Origin of the sequence: Algibacter marinivivus (assembly GCF_003143755.1) — a bacterium.
GTDB lineage: Bacteria > Bacteroidota > Bacteroidia > Flavobacteriales > Flavobacteriaceae > Algibacter_B > Algibacter_B marinivivus.
Genome location: NZ_QFRI01000002.1, coordinates 480,627 through 501,221, shown reverse-complemented (window position 1 = coordinate 501,221; position 20,595 = coordinate 480,627). Strand labels below are relative to the sequence as shown.

At 32.6% G+C, this 20,595-nt stretch carries 22 protein-coding genes; 5 read left to right on the top strand and 17 right to left on the bottom strand.

The window, feature by feature from the left end; all coding sequences use genetic code 11:
• Positions 1-156 precede the first annotated feature (156 nt).
• Both DIS18_RS10600 and trhA read left to right on the top strand, forming a co-directional pair.
• A complete protein-coding gene (locus tag DIS18_RS10600) occupies positions 157-834 on the top strand; it encodes a DUF4294 domain-containing protein (protein WP_109353032.1) in 678 nt (225 codons plus the stop codon).
• On the top strand, positions 835-1,461 hold the full coding sequence (gene trhA, locus DIS18_RS10595; protein WP_109353031.1) for a PAQR family membrane homeostasis protein TrhA: 627 nt from the start codon (positions 835-837) through the stop codon (positions 1,459-1,461). It abuts the gene before it with no gap.
• 3 nt (positions 1,462-1,464) lie between these two features.
• Here trhA and DIS18_RS10590 read toward each other — a convergent pair whose 3' ends face one another.
• From DIS18_RS10590 to DIS18_RS10580, 3 genes are read right to left on the bottom strand one after another with little or no spacing between them, the layout of a single operon-like run.
• Positions 1,465-2,217, bottom strand: a complete 753-nt coding sequence (locus DIS18_RS10590) for a T9SS type A sorting domain-containing protein (RefSeq protein ID WP_181364034.1) — start codon at positions 2,215-2,217, stop codon at positions 1,465-1,467.
• Entirely contained in the window at positions 2,217-3,629 is a 1,413-nt protein-coding gene (locus DIS18_RS10585; RefSeq protein ID WP_109353029.1) for a DUF1501 domain-containing protein, read from the bottom strand. Before DIS18_RS10585 ends, DIS18_RS10590 begins: the two co-directional genes overlap by 1 nt.
• Before the next feature lie 6 nt (positions 3,630-3,635).
• Entirely contained in the window at positions 3,636-5,444 is a 1,809-nt protein-coding gene (locus tag DIS18_RS10580) for a DUF1800 domain-containing protein (RefSeq protein ID WP_109353028.1), read from the bottom strand.
• Between the two features lie 171 nt (positions 5,445-5,615).
• Here DIS18_RS10580 and DIS18_RS10575 point away from each other — a divergent pair, with 171 nt between their 5' ends.
• Positions 5,616-6,113, top strand: coding sequence for a GNAT family N-acetyltransferase (locus DIS18_RS10575; RefSeq protein WP_109353027.1), 498 nt, complete (start codon positions 5,616-5,618; stop codon positions 6,111-6,113).
• 15 nt (positions 6,114-6,128) lie between these two features.
• Here DIS18_RS10575 and DIS18_RS10570 read toward each other — a convergent pair whose 3' ends face one another.
• The 3 genes from DIS18_RS10570 to DIS18_RS10560 form a co-directional block, all read right to left on the bottom strand.
• Positions 6,129-6,554: a DUF4268 domain-containing protein gene (locus tag DIS18_RS10570; protein ID WP_109353026.1), complete on the bottom strand. Its 426-nt coding sequence runs from the start codon at positions 6,552-6,554 to the stop codon at positions 6,129-6,131.
• A gap of 99 nt (positions 6,555-6,653) precedes the next feature.
• Positions 6,654-7,328: a ZIP family metal transporter gene (locus tag DIS18_RS10565; protein ID WP_109353025.1), complete on the bottom strand. Its 675-nt coding sequence runs from the start codon at positions 7,326-7,328 to the stop codon at positions 6,654-6,656.
• Positions 7,329-7,447: 119 nt separating this feature from the next.
• On the bottom strand, positions 7,448-8,179 hold the full coding sequence (locus DIS18_RS10560) for a class I SAM-dependent methyltransferase (protein ID WP_109353024.1): 732 nt from the start codon (positions 8,177-8,179) through the stop codon (positions 7,448-7,450).
• A gap of 188 nt (positions 8,180-8,367) precedes the next feature.
• Between DIS18_RS10560 and DIS18_RS10555 the strand changes: the two genes are divergently transcribed.
• Positions 8,368-9,525, top strand: a complete 1,158-nt coding sequence (locus tag DIS18_RS10555) for a THUMP domain-containing class I SAM-dependent RNA methyltransferase (RefSeq protein ID WP_109353241.1) — start codon at positions 8,368-8,370, stop codon at positions 9,523-9,525.
• A 32-nt stretch (positions 9,526-9,557) separates the two neighbouring features.
• Here the strand turns inward: DIS18_RS10555 and DIS18_RS10550 are convergent, their stop codons facing one another.
• The 4 genes from DIS18_RS10550 to DIS18_RS10540 form a co-directional block, all read right to left on the bottom strand.
• A complete protein-coding gene (locus DIS18_RS10550; protein WP_109353023.1) occupies positions 9,558-11,102 on the bottom strand; it encodes a ComEC/Rec2 family competence protein in 1,545 nt (514 codons plus the stop codon).
• A gap of 261 nt (positions 11,103-11,363) precedes the next feature.
• On the bottom strand, positions 11,364-11,582 hold the full coding sequence (locus tag DIS18_RS15130; RefSeq protein ID WP_342752166.1) for a 3'-5' exonuclease family protein: 219 nt from the start codon (positions 11,580-11,582) through the stop codon (positions 11,364-11,366).
• Positions 11,579-11,875, bottom strand: coding sequence for an exonuclease domain-containing protein (locus DIS18_RS15125; protein ID WP_342752165.1), 297 nt, complete (start codon positions 11,873-11,875; stop codon positions 11,579-11,581). The genes DIS18_RS15130 and DIS18_RS15125 overlap by 4 nt, the downstream gene beginning before the upstream one ends.
• A gap of 21 nt (positions 11,876-11,896) precedes the next feature.
• The gene (locus DIS18_RS10540) at positions 11,897-13,240 is read right to left on the bottom strand and encodes a hypothetical protein (RefSeq protein WP_109353022.1); all 1,344 of its coding nucleotides are present in this window, start codon (positions 13,238-13,240) and stop codon (positions 11,897-11,899) included.
• 166 nt (positions 13,241-13,406) lie between these two features.
• Here DIS18_RS10540 and DIS18_RS10535 point away from each other — a divergent pair, with 166 nt between their 5' ends.
• Positions 13,407-13,883: an OsmC family protein gene (locus DIS18_RS10535; RefSeq protein WP_109353021.1), complete on the top strand. Its 477-nt coding sequence runs from the start codon at positions 13,407-13,409 to the stop codon at positions 13,881-13,883.
• 36 nt (positions 13,884-13,919) lie between these two features.
• Here the strand turns inward: DIS18_RS10535 and DIS18_RS10530 are convergent, their stop codons facing one another.
• From DIS18_RS10530 to rlmD, 7 genes are all read right to left on the bottom strand, one after another.
• On the bottom strand, positions 13,920-15,239 hold the full coding sequence (locus DIS18_RS10530; RefSeq protein WP_109353020.1) for a DUF2314 domain-containing protein: 1,320 nt from the start codon (positions 15,237-15,239) through the stop codon (positions 13,920-13,922).
• Between the two features lie 25 nt (positions 15,240-15,264).
• Complete coding sequence (locus DIS18_RS10525) at positions 15,265-16,281, bottom strand: tetratricopeptide repeat protein (protein WP_109353019.1); 1,017 nt, start codon at positions 16,279-16,281, stop codon at positions 15,265-15,267.
• A 1-nt stretch (position 16,282) separates the two neighbouring features.
• Positions 16,283-16,903: a hypothetical protein gene (locus tag DIS18_RS10520; protein ID WP_146191818.1), complete on the bottom strand. Its 621-nt coding sequence runs from the start codon at positions 16,901-16,903 to the stop codon at positions 16,283-16,285.
• 31 nt (positions 16,904-16,934) lie between these two features.
• Complete coding sequence (locus DIS18_RS10515; protein ID WP_245925667.1) at positions 16,935-17,552, bottom strand: hypothetical protein; 618 nt, start codon at positions 17,550-17,552, stop codon at positions 16,935-16,937.
• A gap of 369 nt (positions 17,553-17,921) precedes the next feature.
• Positions 17,922-18,653 carry a DUF6048 family protein gene (locus tag DIS18_RS10510; protein WP_109353016.1) on the bottom strand — a complete coding sequence of 244 codons (732 nt, stop codon included), beginning with the start codon at positions 18,651-18,653 and terminating at the stop codon, positions 17,922-17,924.
• Complete coding sequence (locus tag DIS18_RS10505; protein ID WP_109353015.1) at positions 18,619-19,167, bottom strand: DUF6452 family protein; 549 nt, start codon at positions 19,165-19,167, stop codon at positions 18,619-18,621. Before DIS18_RS10505 ends, DIS18_RS10510 begins: the two co-directional genes overlap by 35 nt.
• A 9-nt stretch (positions 19,168-19,176) precedes the next feature.
• Entirely contained in the window at positions 19,177-20,592 is a 1,416-nt protein-coding gene (gene rlmD, locus DIS18_RS10500; RefSeq protein ID WP_109353014.1) for a 23S rRNA (uracil(1939)-C(5))-methyltransferase RlmD, read from the bottom strand.
• Positions 20,593-20,595: the final 3 nt, after the last annotated feature.

Below are 20,595 nucleotides of genomic sequence, written 5' to 3'. Positions count from 1 at the left end.
CTGAAACAAGTTCAGCACAGGTGACTTATATCCGACGTTAAACGAAGTTATCATTTTTTTCTGACAAAATCAAGTATTATGAAAATCTAAAATCAATACAACCAATTTTAATAAATTCAGTATTTTTGGCACAATAAATGTCCCATTATTTATTAAATGAATTACTTAAAATACATACTTGTTATTTTTCCTTTTTTATGCTTTTCTCAAGTAAAAGAAGTTAAACAAGATTCTATACCCACAGAGTATATTATCATAGAAGGCGATTCTGTTCCAAGAGTTTCTATAGATTTGGATGAAGTCATGCTGCTTCATAAACTAAAATTTGATAGTAGAAAAGATAGAATACGTTACCTAATCTTGAGAAGAAAAACCATTAAAGTTTACCCGTATGCTAAACTTGCTGCAGAACGCTTAGATTCTATGAATGCACGTATGGCAACCTTAACCAAAAACAGAGAAAAGAAACGTTATACTAAACGTGTACAAAAATATATAGAAGGTGAGTTTTCTGAAGAATTAAAAAAGCTTACCAGAACTGAAGGCCAAATTTTAGTAAAACTGATTCATAGGCAAACTGGCAAAACAACATTTAACCTTATAAAAGAATTGCGTAACGGTTGGCGTGCCTTTTGGTATAATACCACAGCCAGTATGTTTGATATTTCTTTAAAGCGAGAGTACGACCCTTTAAATGAAAAGGAAGATTATTTAATTGAAGATGTTTTGCAGCGCAACTTTCAAAGCGGGCGTTTAGACCGTCAAAAATCTGCTTTGGATATTGATTTCTATGATTTAACCAATAAATGGATTCATCAAAATCCGTCAGAATAAATGCGTATTCAAACGGCTTTTGAAGAAAAATTAAACACCATTTCTCATGCTATTGGTGCTGTATTTGGTATTGTTGCATTAGTGTTACTAATGGCGTATAACTCTAGTAAAACTGATTGGAGTTTGTTTAGTGTTATTGTTTACGGAGTTTCAATCATTATTTTATTTACAGCTTCAACATGTTATCACGCCGTAAAAGGGGAGAAGCGTAAGCACTATTTCAGAATTGTAGACCACATTAGTATTTACTTTTTAATTGCTGGAACCTACACGCCTGTGTGTCTAATTTCATTAGAACAGACTTTAGGTTGGACGCTCTTTTTTACCGTTTGGGGAATAGCAGCTTTTGGTGTGATTTTAAAACTTTTTTTTACGGGAAAGTTTGAACTGTTTTCAACCTTACTTTATTTAGTTATGGGTTGGTTAATTATATTTGATTTTTCAAACTTATCTGATACAATAGGAGATAATGGGATTCTATTTCTATTTGCTGGTGGGCTCGCTTACACTGTTGGCATCGTTTTTTATGCGATTCAAAAAATACCATATAATCATGTTATTTGGCATTTGTTTGTGTTAGCAGGCGCTATTTTTCACTTTTTTATGATTTTTTATTACGTGATTTAAAAGTTAATCTCTCTTAATTAACTTAAAAGAGCGCTCTTTTCCACTTTGCTTCACTTTCAAAATATAAATACCAAGAGATAAGCTACTGCCGTTTAATGGGAACTCGTAAGTTTCGTTACCTTCAACCATAGACATACTATTTTCTATTACTGCACGCCCTAAAATATCGTAAAGCGTATATTCAATTGGTGAGTTTTCATCTAAGGCAACAATTCGTAAAGAGATATTATCTATAAAAGGATTTGGATAAACTGAAGCATTAAATCCATCATCTTCATCAACAACTAAAAACGGATCTGTAATTGAAATTTTCAATTCACTTAAACCATAACAGGCTCCACCATAGTTAGAGTTTGGTGTAATTAATACATAGCGTGCTTGAGCAGAATCAAAATCTGGACCTTCATTCCCTACATAAGTTGATAAGCCTGAGGCTTGTTCCATATTAAATTCACCTAAATTAATCCATGTTACACCATCTAAAGAGTAATCTATGTTAAATTCATTTATACCATAATCAATATGTTTAGGTTCATTGGCATTCCAAAATTTAGTTTCGTTTAAAACATAATCATAACCCAAATCGTACATAATCCAATGGGTCTCTCCGTAAGATGCAATCGGGTTTTGTGATATTTCACAAGACACCCAACCGTCATACCAATTAGTGCTATGTCTATCTTGATAGCATTGAGCTGTAATGAATTGAAAACTCAAAAAAGCAAACAGTAATATGCAAATGTTTTGTGTTCTCATCATGCCATATTCATAAAACCTAATGGCGGAACATTAGAGGTTGTATCATAAAAATTTGAAATATTAGGAAAAATAGTAGAAAGTTCTGATGCTGGAACACCAAACCATAATGCTAATTCTGCCATATAACTGTCTGCTGCAGTTGTTGGAATTAGTACACTGTCGTTAATATTCAGGTCGCCGTTTAAAGCTAAATTAGGATAGTTTCCATAAATTTCTTTACCGTTAACTGCTCCACCCATCATAAAGGCGTTTCCGCCCCATGCGTGGTCAGTTCCATTTCCGTTTGAAGTTAAAGTTCTTGCAAAATCTGAAACACTAAATGTGGTTACACAATCTCCAACATTCAATTCGGTCATCACATCGTTAAAGTATTTTAAAGCTTGATTGACTTCGGCTAATTTATTGCTATGATTTAACAAAAGTTCATCATGATGATCCCATTCACCTATTTGAACAAAAAATATCTGTCTGGAAAATCCTAAAGTATCTCTAGATGCTATAGTTTTAGCAACCATTCTAAGTTGATCAGCCAAATTATTATATTCTGGAAGTTGTGTACTGAAATCTGAAATAGTATCAATAGCTGCCTGAAATTCTAAATTGGCATCGTTAGAGGTTTTTATGGTGTTTTTGTATGCATTCTTGAAAATATCTTGATAATCTCTTTCAAGCATTGTATTTAGAGCAGCCGTTTTTAATTCATTAAAATGACCAGAATTACCATAGCCATTTATACCAATACTCCCATTATTACTAATGGCATAAGGTGTAATTTGATCACCTCGTTGGAAAATATTACTACCTCGTAATGAGATATTCATTGATATATTTTGATTAGAATTCATGGACTGCACTAAATCTGCAATTTTACCTCCCCATCCTGTATTGGTTCTTTCATTTGGACGTCCAGTTTGCCATTGCTGTTGCTGATCAGCATGTGAAAACAATCCTAAAGGTGTTTTAACAACACCGTTTAATATATCAGTTTTACTTGAAGGTTCTATGAGTGTTCCAACGTTAGAAAGGAAAGCTAAATTACCACTCTCAAATAGTTGTTGCACATCTGGCATTGATGGATGTAAACCAAAAACTCTACCATCACTTGTATTAGGGTTAATTTGTAAAACATCATTTTGCGGGATGGCTAAATTAGACCTCGTGTTTGCATATTCATTATACTCAGTATTCCCTTTAGGAATAAGCATATTAAAGGAATCATTTCCACCAGCAAGTGATACACAAACAAGTGCTTTATAATCTCCACCAACTGTTATTAATGAAGAATTATCCATGGCAGTTGCTGCCATAGCTTTCAGGTTTATTAAAGATGAAAATAGGGTAGTGTAGCCAAGAGCTGCACAGGAATTGCCTATAAATTTTCTTCTTGATATGTGTTTATGCTTAGTCATTTGAGGCTATTTAAGGATGGCATAATCTGGACTTATTAGTAAAAGGTACAAAGCCATTTTTACTCTTAAGTCTGTGTATTTAAAATCTTCATTCCAATCATTTACAATAGGATCTATTGCATCAATTATGAGTTGTTTGGTTTCATTTGATAGTTGCCCATGCGTAAATAATTTATCTAATTGATTGATGAGTACTTCACTATCTTTTGCGTAATATTTAAGTGCTTCAAAATCTAAAGCGCGTCCTTCCATATCTAAATCCCAAGTATCTAATATTGAGTAATATTGAGGAAATGTCCATAGATCAACTTCATTTATAAAATCGATACTTGTTGCTGAATTATGTATTTCAAATTCTGGACCTACTAATTTAGCAGTATCAAATTCAGAATTAGGAACATAATCGGGAAAGTAAAAGTTAAACACATGTGGCGCCGCTAAAGGTGATTGACCTGTTGCTCTATAAAAGTTATAAGCAATATTCCAATTTTCACTAGTTTCATTATTTAAATCAAGTTGTCTTGCAACATTAAAATAGCGAATCATTGGTGCAATTAATTTTCCGCTTGTTGGGTTTTCAATACCATTACAACTCCTAGCTTCTTCATCTAATAGAATAGCTTTTATTACTGCTTTCATATTGCCTCTAACACCTTTTGTATTATTAAAAGCTGAACTTACCCTGGATATGTAGGCTGGTGATGGGTTTGATTTAACTAATTGTTGAATAAGACGGATTGCTATAAAAGGGCCAACATTTTGATGGTTAAATAGGTTGTCAATAGCAGAATCTATGTCTTGCATACCCGATTGCCCACTGGGAACAACTAAACCGTTAAGTAAGCGTTTTACTCCAGGTTCATGAAATTCTTCATACATGGCCATAGGAATATCTTTTACAGCCAAATAATGCTCTACACCAAACTGTGTTATTACACCCCAGGGATTATCCATAACATCGGCAGGACCTAAACCTGTGAAAATTTTAGCAAACTCTTTGATGTCATTATTATCGTAAGTAGGTATTCTATCACCGTTTCCATCTAACACAAAGCTTCCATCTTGATTTAATTCATAAAGTCCAATAGAAAATAATTGCATAATTTCTCTTGCAAAATTTTCATCAGGATTTGTGTTTTCATCAGGATTTGTTTTAGGGTTATTATAATGACTTAAATAAATTCCCATCATAGGATGTAAAGTGATATCTTTAAGAAGGTTTCTGTAATTGCCGAAAGCATTATCTTTTAAAACATCGTAATAATCACCCAAACCAATACCATAATCTCCTAGATTAGATTCTCTTGAAATAACCAAAATTTCGCTTAAGGCTAGTGCAATGCGCTGTCTGAGTAAATCTTGATTGTCAATGTTACTTTCCCACCATGCATATTGAAAATGAATCCAATAAGGTCCAAAATAATCGTCTTCATTACCGCCATTGGCAACAAATCTATTTAAAGCTTTGTCGAAAACGGTTTGCGTCAGTTCGCCAAAAGATGGTGAATTCAAATCAAATTGTGTATCAATCCAATCTTCAAAAGAGTTTTCAGCTACTGATTTAATATAATCTAAATCGGTACCAAAAGTGGCTTGTGCTAAAAATCGAGAAGTTTCTAGTAAGCGTCCATCTAACCCTGTGCCATTTACAGTGTTATCATCACTTGCAACTTCATTCCAACTTGCTCGACTTTCTTGACTACTAGAAGTAACCGTTATTCCATTACTATGTCCAGCACCTAAATAGTCGCTGTATTGTTGCGAAAAGAAACAAATAGGAAAACATAAAAAAAGATAGAGTATGGGGTGTTTCATGCAATTTTTTTTAGTCAGTCTGTATAATTTGTAGGTATTTTTGACTGATATCAATTCAAATATAGTTAAAAATCAGATAGATAGCGTAATTTTTCGATGAATGGTAAATTCACTTTATATTAACATCATAAATAGATTTTTATTGTTTTCTTTGAATTTTTAAACACAGATATGATTAAAATTGAAGCAGCTATAACCACTCAAAATTATCAACAAATTGAAATTTTAGCTGATACTATTTGGAGAGAGCATTATATACCCATTGTTGGAAAACCGCAAATAGATTATATGCTAGACAAATTTCAATCTGTAAAAGCTATTGAAAAGCAAGTTGAAGATGGATATGAGTATTTCTCAATATATTATGATGAAACTCCTGTTGGCTATATTTCCATAAAAGAGGAAAAAGACACCTTGTTTTTAAGTAAAATATATGTTCTAAGTAACTATAGAGGAAAAAAAATAGGAAAAACGGCAATGCAGTTTGTAGAACAAAAAGCAAAGACTTACAATTTAAAGCGTATAAGACTAACGGTTAATATAAACAATATAAACTCTATTAAAGCTTATGAAAAACTTGGTTTTAAAAACATAGGAGCTTTAATTGCGGATATTGGTAGTGGTTTTGTTATGGATGATTATGAAATGATTAAATTAGTTAAAAGTTAAAAGTTGTAGTATTCACTATTCAATAATCTCCTTATACTCTTCAAAAAAAGCCTCAAATAAACTCATCTTTTCATTGAAGAACTCCATAACATTTCGCCACGAGTTTTTATTATGGATAGATACTTTTTGCTCCAAAGGCACATAAATTCTTGAAATCTCTTTATGGTTGTCTAAAAAATATTCCTCATCGTAGATAGCATCAGATAAGTATTCATCTAGCAGAATCGATTTTAAAGCAAGAAGTTTTTCCCAATATTTAATGCGGTATTCCAAATCATCTTCAAGGTCTAAAGCCACTAAAGCTTTCTTATTGTCAAAATAAAATTTAAAACTAAGACCTTTCAGTTTGGTATTATATAAAATCCATTTTCGTGGGAACGACTTACCAAAACTGGTCCAAAATTCTTGTTTTAATTTACGAGATTCTTCTTTTGAGAACATTTAAAATCTTCAATTTTGTCATTCCTGCGAAGGCAGGAATCCACTTTAATATATTTTAGTTTCAATTTATGAGATTCCTGCCTTCGCAGGAATGACAATCTAAATCAAATAAGCCACCCCAACACCAAGTATTATAGAAACAAACTTTGATAAATTAAACTTATGTCCCTCGCCACTTTCAAATAAAATGGTGGTAGAAATATGAAAAAAGATACCAATAACCACAGCATTAATCATATGTGCATAATCAGCAAGAAACGATGAAGTATGAGAAATCCAAGTCCCAAACGGTGTCATTAAAGCAAATACTAACAAAAAGCTACCAACCTGTATTTTGGTATAGCTAGATTGCAATAAAAACATAGTAATCAATGTAGCAATTGGTATTTTATGAACCAAAACCCCATAAACCATATCATTATGATCATGAATAGAAAACCCTTCTAGAAAACTATGAATACACAAACTAATAAACAATAGCCAAGGAAAAGCCGTTTCATCCTTATGGATATGTACGTGCCCATGTTCCGCGCCTTTAGAGAATAACTCCAAAACAATTTGCAGTAAAATACCGCACATTATAAAAAGTCCTGTCATTTTAGTATCTAAATGACTATATACTTCAGGAAGCAACTCAAAAAGTGTCAAAGCCAATAAAAAAGCACCACTAAAGGATAGCAGGAGCTTGGTGTTCCAAGTTTTTTGCTTCTTCGTAAAAAAGGCTAAAACAAAACCTAAAATAACAGCAAGTATGGGAAAAAGAAACTTATTCATTCAAAAAATATACTATACAATTTTAAAATCTAATCTATAATAATTCGTAACAGTAAACAAAACCAAAAGCCGATTATCGACCCCGAAACAGTGATAATAAACAAATGCCGATTATCGGCTTATTTGAAAATCATTACTAAACGCTCAGAGGTTTTAGCGCTAAACTTACGTAGTTTATAATCTCCAAAAACATCTAATAAATGTACACCAGCCTGTTCAAAAAGCAACTCAAAATCCGCAAGCGTAAATCCACGCACACGTTCCTGAAAATTGTACAATTTATCGTCCGCCGTAAAAGTAATATCTTTTATAATATAACCGTCCTCAACATAGCGTTTTAAATGGAAATCAATATCATCAACCGTTTTCACTTCCTCAGGCACTAAGTTATCAATTACAAACTCACTATTCATAAAATCAATCACTCCAAACCCAAAATCGTTCAAATTTTCCTTAATCGCCTTTATCGTTTTTAAATTATCTGCATCATCATCAAAGTAGCCAAAACTAGTAAACAAATTAAAAACCGCATCAAACTGTTTACCAAAAGGCTTGCACATATCATGCACAGCAAAATGCAAACGGTGATTTTCAAACTGTTTTGCATAATCAATACTATTTTCACTCAAATCAGCACCAGTAACATCATACCCTATTTTATTTAAATATCGTGCATGCCTACCCTTACCACAGGCCAAATCCAGTATCGTTCCATGCTCAGGAATATTCAAATACCCGGTAAGCGTATCCATAAACGCGTGTGCCTCCGTATCATCTCTATTTTTGTATAAAATGTGGTAAAATGGTGTGTCAAACCAAGAAGTAAACCAAGTAGAAGTATCGTTTGTCATAGTAGTTTTTGAGGGTTACCCCGCTCAAAAGCGGGGTCAGGCTTTCCGTTACAAGTCCTCGCTCGTACCTCGCTGTGGGCTTTCCACTGCAATCCTTAACCCATTATCCGCTAATGCTAGTTAATTTGCGCAAAATTACATTATTTTTGCAATCTATTAGACGTAAAAAGTCTATCAGACTTAAAAAAATGGCAGAAAATTTTAACATGGTCGCCAAAACCCTATTTGGCTTTGAAGAATTATTAGAAAAAGAACTCACTCAACTCGGTGCAATGTACGTTAAAAAAGGGGTTCGAAACGTTTCTTTTTCAGGCGATAAAGGGTTTATGTACAAATGTAATTTAGCATTGCGTACAGCAGTAAAAATCTTAAAGCCCATACATGCTTTTAATGTAAATAGCGAGCAAGATTTATACAATAAAATCTACGCCATGGATTGGAGTAAATACTTAAAGCCTACAGGCACTTTAGCTATTGATGCCACTATCCATTCCGATTTGTTTTCGCACTCGCTCTACATCGCTCAAAAAACAAAAGATGCCATAGTTGATAAATTTAGAGATACCGACGGACAACGTCCAAACGTAGACCTTAAATTCCCAGACCTAAAAATAAATGTTCATATTGATAGACGTCGTTGTACGATATCTTTAGACTCCTCAGGAGATTCTCTACACAAACGTGGTTATAAAACAGCCACCAACATTGCACCCATAAACGAAGTATTGGCAGCAGGCTTAATCATGTTATCCGGTTGGGATGGGCAAACCAATTTTATGGATCCCATGTGTGGCTCAGGAACCATGCTTATAGAAGCTGCAATGATAGCCTGTAACATACCACCAAACCTGATGCGAAAAGAATTTGCTTTTGAGCGTTGGCAAGATTGGGATGTGGAGCTGTTTGAAAAAATAGAAGAATCTCTACTCGGAAAAACCCGAGATTTCCATCATAAAATAATTGGCTATGATAAAGCCCCAAGTGCGGTAAATAAAGCCAAAGAAAACGTAGAAAACGCACAGCTAGAAGATTTTATAGACGTTAAACACGAAGATTTTTTCAAAACCCAAAAAGGTGGAGACGAGAAACTCCATATGGTATTTAATCCACCGTATGGTGAACGTTTAAATATCGATATGGAAGAATTTTATGCCAATATTGGGGATACCCTAAAACAAAACTACCCAGGAACTGATGCATGGTTTATTACTTCAAACTTAGATGCTTTAAAACATGTAGGATTACGTCCATCAAGAAAAATACAACTCTATAACGCTAAATTAGAATCGCGTTTAGTAAAGTATGTGATGTATGAAGGGAGTAAGAAGGGAAAATACATGAAGTAGTTTAGTAGTTATTCTTTAACCTATAATTCAGATTATGATTTAAGAATTAACTCCCCCTCATCATTAAGATGATACTCAAAATAGAACCATTTCTTTGTTTCTGAATCTGCCTCGTTTTTGAAAGCAGCAATAAGGCGTTCCCCATCAGTTTTGATGTAAATAGACCCAAATACGCTTACATTAGTACGTCCAAGACGTGCAATATCTGCATCCACACTTTTGGTGTGATCTTCTAGTTTTTCTTCCTTAATAGACCTAAGCTTGTTTACATTTTTTTTCAACCTATCAATAACTTTTTGATCTTCGCGTTCTCGAGTCGATCGTTGGAGTTCAGTAGACAGAATAACAGGGCTATTACTTCTTCCTAATTTACCTAATCTACCAAGTAAGTCTGGTCTTGGATGTACATGCCCTTCCTCATCACCAGATGAAATTATGAAACAAGCAGGATCAACAGCTCTTATAAACTCATCTGTTACTTTTTCAGAACCATGATGACATACTTTCATCACGTCCGATCGGAACCATTCTCGAGCCTCTTCAATCATTGCCTCACTCCGTGCGCTTCCATATTTGGGCCATTTATCCTTATTGGCATAATGCTGTAAAAGGAATTTCTCAGCTGGAATATTAAGGTCGCCACCAAAGAAAATCTTGAAATTACCATAGTGTAATCTCAAAAGAATAGAATGCCCGTTTTTGGTCTCTCCATAAGATGAAAGTTTGCGTAACATTAATTCTCCATTTTCATTCTCCTCTGGAACTGGACCCAATACTTCAATAGTATAGCCTCTTCCGTTAATTGGAGCAAAACCCTTCATATAAGCACGTCCATTTTTATGTGTGCTGTGTTTCTTGTGTACTGACAACATCTTGTATCCTTTAATGTTGTCATTCGTTAACGCATTATACATAACACCCGGATATTGAAAACTTCCAATTTTTTCTTTAGTTCCGTAGAGCTCTTCTAATTTCTTTTTGGTCTCTACAAGCTCATGAACGTAGCTATTTCCATTATGATTTTTATGATGACCACCTACTTTATCCCAAGTGCCTTTTACAGGACGTTCATTGAGTCCGTTATGATACACATTGTTAAACCCGATTTTCTTGTTGGCAAAAATACTCTCGAAGCCAAGGTAGTGGTCGTTGTCAGGATGGGTAAGTATGGCTGCATCAAATTGAAATTTATTTCTGTAGGTTTTGAATCTACTCTCTAAGAAGGTATTCATATTATCTCCTTTACCTGCGTCAATAATCATAATTCTTTCATTCTGATCTCGCTCAGGAGTAATTAACACACAACCATCTCCCTGTCCAACATCCAAAAAGATCAATTCCATTGGTCTTTTTTCATCAGTATGCTCTTCAAGTATGTAATACGTTTTTGGGTCAGGACCTTTTGGACTCCAGATAACAGCTAGATAGTTTTTTCCTTTGTGAGTAATATTTAGTGAAGGGTCTATGTAAAGCCAATCTCCCCAAAGCACTTGCTTTGCTTTTTTTAGTTTTCCGCCTTCTTTTAGGTATAAATATGTTTGTCCTTTTTTTGGTAATCCAACAAATCGATGTTCCATGTTGATAAGGTTTTATGTTGCGAATTTAAAAGACCATAGCACCCAGTGTTAGAAAAATTTGAGTTAAGCACTCAATATTTGTAACATCTTGTAGGTTTAGTTAGTTGTATTTGCTTTTTTATGTTCAGTATAAAGCTTTTTAACTATTTCAAAACAACAAAGTAGCTTGATAAGCTAAATTAGAATTTTCTTACCAAATAAAAAATACGTACTACTACTTAATTGTTTGTAATTAAATAGGTTATATATTTCTTGATGCTCTTAAAACAGAGGCAAGCGCTCAAACTGTGCAATTAAAAACAACTTACCACATGCACGTGCATCAGATAGCGCATCATGATGTTTTAAGGTAATATTATGCACTTTACAACAAGCATCAAGCTTTGCAGGTTTATATCCTTTTTTACGGAAAATTTTAAGTGTACATTCCCAACGTTCTGGCATAATTAAATCAGACTGTGGAATATTATAATCCTTCATGGTTTTAATAAAACGGTTCTGTCAAAAGATTCGTTGTGCGCTACAGTAGTAATACCAGAAATACGTTTTTTAATTTCTGGATACACACTTTTAAAGTTAGGCGCAAACCTTGTGTCATCTTCAGTAATACCATGTACTTGGATGTTATGCCAATTGTAATCGTTATTTGGTGGTTGTATTAATGCATGAAACTCGTCTACAATAACACCATCTTTAAAGGTTACAATACCTACAGAACAAATATGATGACCTTTTGCGGTCTCGAAGTCTATGGCAGCAAAGGTGTTTGACATGGTTTGGGTTTGAGGGTAAAGTTACAGATTTAAATCATTATCCTTTTGAATAAGTTTTGGGGTTGGTTGAACCCAAGTGCTAACATATTGAACTATTCCTTCATAAAATTCTAAGACTAAAATTTCAATTAATACAATGAATTTTTTTACACTTGCAAAACTAGCTCCAAAACCTCTGTTTATTACTATTTTAAAACCTTGGATATCTTTGTCTTTAGTTAAATCAATTAATTTCTCTATTTCTGATAACTTAACTTTAATATTTGCTTGAGCGTATTTTATATTAGCTTCAATAAATAATTCTTTTTCCAATTTCATAAAAGAAGCTTCATTTTTTCTTTTACAATTTTCTAGTTGTTTAACAATCCAAGTAATTCTGGCTTTGTTTCCTTTATTTAAAGGAGGTGTTAATTTTACAGACATTGATACAATTCGACGTTCAAATTCTGCTAAAATTTTAATATCAGATGCCGTGTTTTTAATTATTAATTCTCCTGTAATACAATTGTCTTTTATTATTTTCTTAATGTCTTTCTTAAGACTGTCTTTAGTTTTTGGAGATGATTTAACTAATACTCCTAATCTCCGACTAAGAAGTAATGCCATATCTTTTTCTTCTTCATACCAACTTAAAACAGCTTCTTCGATATATTCATCAGACATTTTAAGTGTTTTTTGTGCTCTAATACTTTCTGCAAGTTCTTTCCAACCTGCTTTCATTTGAATATATCCGCATATACCAGATACTGAATTTTCAAAATAATGTAAAGATTCAGACATTATTTCTACTTGATCGTTGTCTTGAATTTTTAAATCGTTCTTAAATAAAAGTAGTCTCCCTTTAGTTATTAAATATGTCCAAGAGAAATGATAAAGAAATATATTTCGAGGAACCTTCACATTTACAGGAGAGTGAGAAGAATCTGCAACAAACTCATTAGATACTGTTACTAATTTGGTTACTTTAAGACTTTTTGATATTGAAAGATAACTTTCAATTTGAGTTTTATCAATTCCATTATTTTTATTTTTCATTTCAAAAAATACGGCATCTGAAATAACTCCTTTAGTAACAACTATTATTAAGCCATCAATTCGTGATTGATTAATGTCTGGAAAGCAAGCCTCAGTATAGTAATATGCTTTTCCTGCACGATTTAGTTTTATACTTTTAAAAATACCATCTCTATATTCCTTTACTAATCTTACTGTAGATAAAAATATTGATGTTAGAGCCATTTCATCTCCAGTTTTAAGAGTGGGGATTAATCTTGCTGGCTGTAACTTTATTTGTTTGGTTTTTACAAATAAATCAAAATCTTCTTTTTTGAGTCCTACTAGTTTGGTTAGTTTTTTTTGAATCATTTGTTTTGACTTTGAGTGTAAATAATTAGAAATATAATTGTGGTGATACTAAATATTAGTTAATAAGCTAAGTTAGAATTTTCCGACTAAAATACCTATACGTACTTGTGCTTAATAAATAATATTAATACTTTGACCATTCCTTACCTTTCAAAAAAACAAACTCATGCCATCAAACCACATCTTTAAAGCCAAAGTAAACTGGCAATTAGGTAATAACGAAACTACCCAAAACCCAAAAGGTTTTAGTAGAAACCATGTAGTAACAATACCCAATAAAAATGCACCTTTAGAAGTGTCAGCTGCAAAGCCATTTAGAGGCGATGAAACACTGTATAATCCAGAAGATTTGTTGTTATCTGCCTTAGCGTCTTGCCACATGATGTCGTATTTATACGTTTGTGCGCAAAACAATATTGAAGTTTTGAACTATGAGGATAATGCTGAGGCCATCTTAGAAGTAGAAGGGTCGGGTAGTGGACGCTTCAAAAAAGTAACTCTAAACCCTGTGGTAACTATAAAAGATGCTTCAAAAAAAGAACTAGCAAAAACGCTTCATGAAAAAGCCAATAGGTTATGTTTTATTGCTAATTCTTGTAATTTTCCTGTGGAGCATTATGTAAAAGTGTTTGTTAAATACTAATGACGTTAGTAAGAGTTTTTCTAGTATTTAAAAAGTCTATCTTTGACTTTCCATAATAATTTCACCAGTTTCATTTCCTTCTTGACTACCATCTGGTTTGTATAATATATAATCAAACATATCATTTATATTTTTTGTTACTTTCTGACCCGCTTTTAATGTCATAACAAATCTTGGGTCGTTTTGTAATAAACCATCTACTTTTTCACCTTTCCATTTAGTTATTTCAACCCACATCCATTCTCTTTGGCCGTCTTCACTTTCAAATGGAAACTTAATTAACAAATGAGTGTTTAAAGGCAAGCCAGCTAAAAATAGCTTTTGTAACTCTGGTATTTTTGCTTTTGCTCTATTACTTGCAGCTTCAAGTTTTTCATCATGCTTTAAAAAGGTTACTTCATCTAAAGACCCAAATATTTTGGATATGACTTCATTTTGTTCAATTTGTGGGTTATCACTTGAAAATGCAACTTCAATTAATCTGTTTTCGGGGTCGCCTTCTTCTAAACCTCCCTCAATAAGTTGTACTTCAGCTTGTTTAGTTGCATTTTCATATAAATCACTTAACAAGCGTGTTTTTAATGGCTTATTTTCTATAGTATTTATATCAAGATTAAGCACTCCGCTTTTTTCAAGCGCTTGTTTTTCAAATAGTGTTTGAGCAATTAAATTTATAAAACTGGCTAATTCAGGGCCAGATTTACAGGATAAATTTTCAATGACAATATCTGGTAGCCCAAATTTTAACATACCAAGTGATATGGCTCTACAAAACTCATCTTTTTGATAAAAATGTATGGTAATATGCTCTGCTAAATTGACTGATTTGTTAGAAATTAATCGTTTTTCTTTCCAGAATTTTTTACTAAAAGTTTCTCTGGTTTCAGAATCAAAAACAACGGCATCTTTATTTTTTATTAAACTAAAAATATAATCATTAGCTTTTTTTAAGCTTGCTATTAATTGATTTTTTTCACAAGTAAAATCTAATACTAAAGCATATTTTGATGTTTGTAAATCGGTCTTCTCTCTTTCAGTAAGTCCCTGATTAGTATATTTTAAATACTCAAGATCCATAGGAGGAAAATCTATCATTACATTATCAACACCAGTTATAATAACGTTATTGCCTTTAAGCGTATCTGGATTTGGGAATGTATCATGTACCTTAAAGTTTGGATACTGGTCTTTAAATATTTTTTTTGCTTCATCATCATCAATTTTATCATTTTTTAAAAAATAGATAGCAAATTCGAAAAAGATGGTATCATCAGAAAGGTTTCCTTTTGGTATTTTGTTCTGTGACGAAGAAAGTGTTACTGTTAATAAAGCGAAAATTAAAAATCTAAATGTCATTTGTAAAGTTTTGAGTCATTATAAATTATATTTTTTCTAACCAATCTCCAAATGCATTTAACTGTTCTTGATTATCCTGAATCCATTTTCTTGAGTCTTTATTTCCAGATTGGTTTATATAATGACAATACGTTGGTAAGTGATTACTTTTTGCTAGTTCATAAAAAAATGTGGTGTAGAATGTCCACCAAATACCTTTGTGCTTTTTCTTTTTAAGCTCGCCCATAACAGTAAAAAAAGAGTCAGTGTTTTCAATAAACATTTCGTCGTCGGTTTTACCCACATTTTCTTCTAAATTTTTTGAGGCTTCCAACATACCTATCATAAGTTCTGCAGCTCCAAAATCTGATTCTGCTCCCAGAGAAGAAAGGTTAATATTTATGGTAGTGGCTTTATCTTTTTCCTTTGTAACGTTACCTCCAAATTTATCATGAAGCAACATATAAGCTTCTATAGATCTTGTAGAGTCTGGTTCTAAAAATAGAAAATAATGAAGCGCTAATAATGTTTGTACCGTATGCCCTTTGTAGTTATGAATATTTGCTAGCATATAATGGCTGCTTGCATGATTAGAGTTATTCTCTATTGCTTTAATAACATGTTCTTCCGCATCGTCTAATTTTCCTATTTTATAAAAATTAAGCGCTAAGTTGTAATGAAGTAAATAATGACTTCCTTCATTTTTAATTGCTTTTTCAAATAATTTTATAGATTCTTTAGTTTTTCCTAATACATCTAATGACGAGCCTTTAGTAAGGTATGCTTGCATCATATGTTTGGATTTTTGTTTTAAAACTTTATCAGAATATTCGATAGCTTTTTCATAGTTCTTACTATTGAAATAACTTAATGAAATTTCGTAATTAACAAGAGTTGATTTAGGATTTATCTCTAAAGCTTTTTCGTAAGTTTTGATGGCCATTTCATAATTTTGAGCATCATGATATTCAATACCTTTTTTTACAAAATCATCAATGGTTGATTGAGCATTCAACACAACTATATTTATTATAAATACAAAAAGGAATAGGATAGGTTTCATTTTATTTTTTTTTAAATTTTGATTTTTTCCAACTGCTTAGCATCTCATTTTTATCCGCTTCATTATTATAATTTATATTTACTCCAAAAGAAAGTTCATTTATTAATCTGCTATACATTATTTGATTTAAAATAACATCTCCATTGGGTGCATAAATTGTAAATTTATAAGTTTCAAAATTTAATCCACCTATTCTTGAAGATGTTGTTTTAGAAGAATCTACTTTAATGCCCTGATTCTGGTATGTGTTAAAAATAAGTGCTTTAATTAAGGCATTATTTTCTTCCCATTCTCCATCATATTCTTCTTTAAATGGCTCGGTATTAGATTGAAACATATTAAATTGATTTTTCTGAAACCCTATTAAGTCTTTTAATTGACTAACATCAATTTCACCATCAACTAAATCTTCCATTGCTTCTAAACCTTTCTTTTCAAATTTTTCATTTTGTTCACGGCTTGTAATCTTCCAGCCTTCAGGGATTTTAATAGTCCACCCTAATTCATTACTTGTATATGTGTTTTTTTTAAACTCACCTTCATCTATCTGTTTGTTAGCATCAATTTGCTTGCAAGATGCCAATGAGATACAAGCTAATAAAAAAAGAAAAGAGTACTTCATATTTACGTTTATTGATAAGAAAAATGAATTACTAAGAATTGTTGTTTTCTAAATTATAAAGGTCTTTTTCGGTAAATGTTCTAAATGCAAATTTATACCCTTCATACGCAGCAATGGCATAGAAAAATAAATCCATAGGACTAAAGGCCTCCATCATTATACTAGGGACTAAACTATAATCTATCATTGATAATACTTCTATATAACCTAGACCTTCTTGGTTTGCAGCAAAACCTACAAGGCTAAAAAAGTTTCCTAGAAAGCAACTTAATATGGCAATAATACCACCTGTAATTCCAAATATTTGGTCAATTCCTTTCCCTAAATAACGCATAGAAATACCTACACCAGCGCCTATGGCAATTGCCATATATCCTATTTGGTAGCCAGTTGCCACAGTAATTGCCCCCCAAAGTATTGCACCAATAAGGCCAACTACTATTCCGGTAGTAACAGCTTTTGGATAATCTTGTTCTGATTTAAATTTTTCAATATCTTTTTCTGAAAGTTTTTGTATGACCTCACTATGTTCAACAGCTTCTGTGTCATCAATTCTTTCTACAACAGTATCATCTAATTTAAAGGATCCGCATTCTTTTTCAAAATCCGCAATTTCATTTGTTAAATTACAAACAAGACCTCTTTTCATATCAAGTTCTCTGTTTGTACATTTTTTACAAAATTTTAGGTGTTCAGCTCTGGTCATTTAGTTTAATATTTGAGTTTGTTTTAAGCACTAGCTTTTCAAACATAAATAAAAAACTTAGAATTTGTAAGAAAAAGTTAACTTATTTGTTAAGCTGATTGCATATAATTGATGAATGTATTTTTTTATAGATTAAAAGTGAAATGCGTTTGGTTTGAAGACTGACTTTGGCGGATTTGTTCGCGTTAGGGATAGTAGTGGATAGCCCACAGCCCGATCCCGACCCCGATAGCTATCGGGGTTAAGGGAGAGGTGCGAGGACTTGTAACGGATAGCCCGACCCCTTGTGGGTAACGCCCAAATTAAAACTAACTATTTAGCCTTTTTGTAAAGCGGGATTCTATAGGCTAGAAAGTAACTGTACCCAGCGCCAATACCACTACTATCATAAGTTTTGCCAAAACCAGGGATGTAAACATTATCAAAATTATTTGGAATGGTTTGGCTAGCAGATATTTTTAGCTGAACGTTTAAACCCATGTATAGGTTATTAAATATTTCTGCTTTTAGGCCTAATATAATTTCTGCCCAAAATGCGGTGAGTCCGGTAAGTTCTTGTTTATTATCTGATGTTAGCTGAGGTGCCCAATATTGGTCTATACTATACACTTGAAAGCTATTTAAATCGTGACTAAATGTACTTGCACCAACTCTAAAACCAGCATAAATCATGTTATCCATGTTTAGCCAATTTTGGTACATGTTAAAGTCTATACCGCCTTTTATATAGCTTCCTTTTGTGGTAATGTTCAAATAATCATTGATAGTGTTTTTTTCTTCAAAACCAATTTCTCCTGCTATATATAGTTTTTCTTTTAAGCGATAATCTGCCATAATTTCAAAACCAGTGTAATCATCATCAAGAGATGTTCTAATCAATTTACCAATATCTCCACCTAAGCGCAGTCCGTATTTTAGTTTAATTTGATTAGAATCATCAATAGTTTCAGGAATGCTGTCATTTTGTGCATTAACAAACACACAAATAAAAAGCATAAGTATTAAATTACTAATGCGTAATGTTAAAGTGTGTTGTTGTTTCATCTTCTACAGATTGATTATCAGTTAAAGGTGCTCTTGAAAGCATCCAATTATCACCATCATCAATTATGGTGAGTGTTACATTTTTAAAAATAGTTTTAAAACCACAGGCACGAGATACAAAAACTTGCTCTCGACTATAGTTTATTTCAATTCTATCTTGGTTACCATCTACAAAATCATCAGTGGTGTCATCAGGTGTGCCATTATCATTAACGGTGGCTTCTTTTACAAAGATGTATTCTGTGGTATTGTCTGTGGTTTTTAAAGGCAAGATAACGTTATCAGTATCTACAAAAACATAATCAGATAAAGGAGATTCTAAAGTTGTGTTATTTTCAACACCAATAACTACCAAATCAAATACATTTTTCATGTTATCTTGATCTGTGGAGTCTAAAAAATCGATTAACAATCTTGGTGTGGTGGCAGTTGAGCCAGGACAAATATCATCGCGCTCGCAACTGTAGTTACCAACTATAAACATCATTAAAATAAGCAGGCTAATTTTTTTCATCAATATTTATTATCGCTTTTCCAAAAGTACAACATTTTCCACATGAAACGTTTGCGGAAACATATCAACAGCTTGGGTTTTTATTACTTTATAAGTGGCATCCATTAGTGCTAAATCTCTTGCTTGGGTTGCGCTATTACAGCTTACATAAACCACACGTTTTGGTGCTATATTTAATATTTGTTGCACTACATCTTTATGCATGCCATCTCTAGGTGGATCTGTAATAATAACATCTGGTTGCCCATGCGTTTCAATAAATTCATTATTAAAAACCTGTTTCATGTCTCCAACAAAGAATTCAACGTTATTAATATTATTTAATTGTGCATTTTCTTTAGCTGCAGTAATAGCATCGGGAACAGATTCTACACCAACTACTTTTTTAGCTTGCTTTGAAACAAACTGAGCAATGGTTCCAGTTCCTGTATATAAATCATAAACCAATTCGTCTCCGGTTAATCCAGCAAAATCTCTTGTAATTTTATAAAGTTCAAAAGCTTGGTTGGAGTTGGTTTGATAAAAAGATTTCGCGTTTATTTTAAACCTTAAGCCTTCCATTTCTTCAAAAATATGGTCGGCACCTTTATAACAAACTACCTCTTGATCATAAATTGTGTCGTTAGCTTTTTCATTAATAACGTACTGTAACGATGTTATCTGTGGAAATTTTTCTGCAATATAATCGAGTAGTAATTCGCGTTTCACTTTATCTTCTTTAAAAAACTGAATCATCACCATAATATCGCCTGTACTAGATGTACGAATCATCATAGTTCTTAATAATCCGGTTTGGTTTCTAGTGTTAAAGAATTCTAAACCGTTTTCAATAGCAAAACTTTTAACTGTATTTCTAATAGCGTTTGAAGGGTCTGCTTGTAAATGACATTTTTCAATATCTAAAATTTTATCCCACATTCCAGGAATATGAAACCCTAAAGCATTTTTATCGCCTAAATCTTTATCAGATTTAATTTCTTCAAGGGTTAGCCAACGACTATCACTAAAAGAAAATTCCATCTTGTTTCTATAAAAATATTGTTCATCAGAACCTAAAATGGGAGTCACTTCAGGAAGTTCAATGTGTCCAATTCTGGTTAAGTTATTAGTAACCTCTTTCTGCTTATAAAACAATTGGTGCCCATAGCCCATATCTTGCCATTTACAACCACCGCAGGTTCCAAAATGTTCGCAAGCAGGTTCTGTTCTTTTGTCCGAAAGTTTATGAAAAACTATTGCTTTCCCTTCGTAATACGCTTTTCTTTTTTTAAAAGTTTGTACATCAACCACATCACCCGGAACTGCATTTGGTAAAAAAACCACTTTTCCGTCTGGTGCTTTTGCTACTGTTTTTCCTTTGGCACCAGCATCTATAACTTCTATGTGCTCAAAAACTTGTTTTCTCTGTTTACTTCTTCTAGACATGCT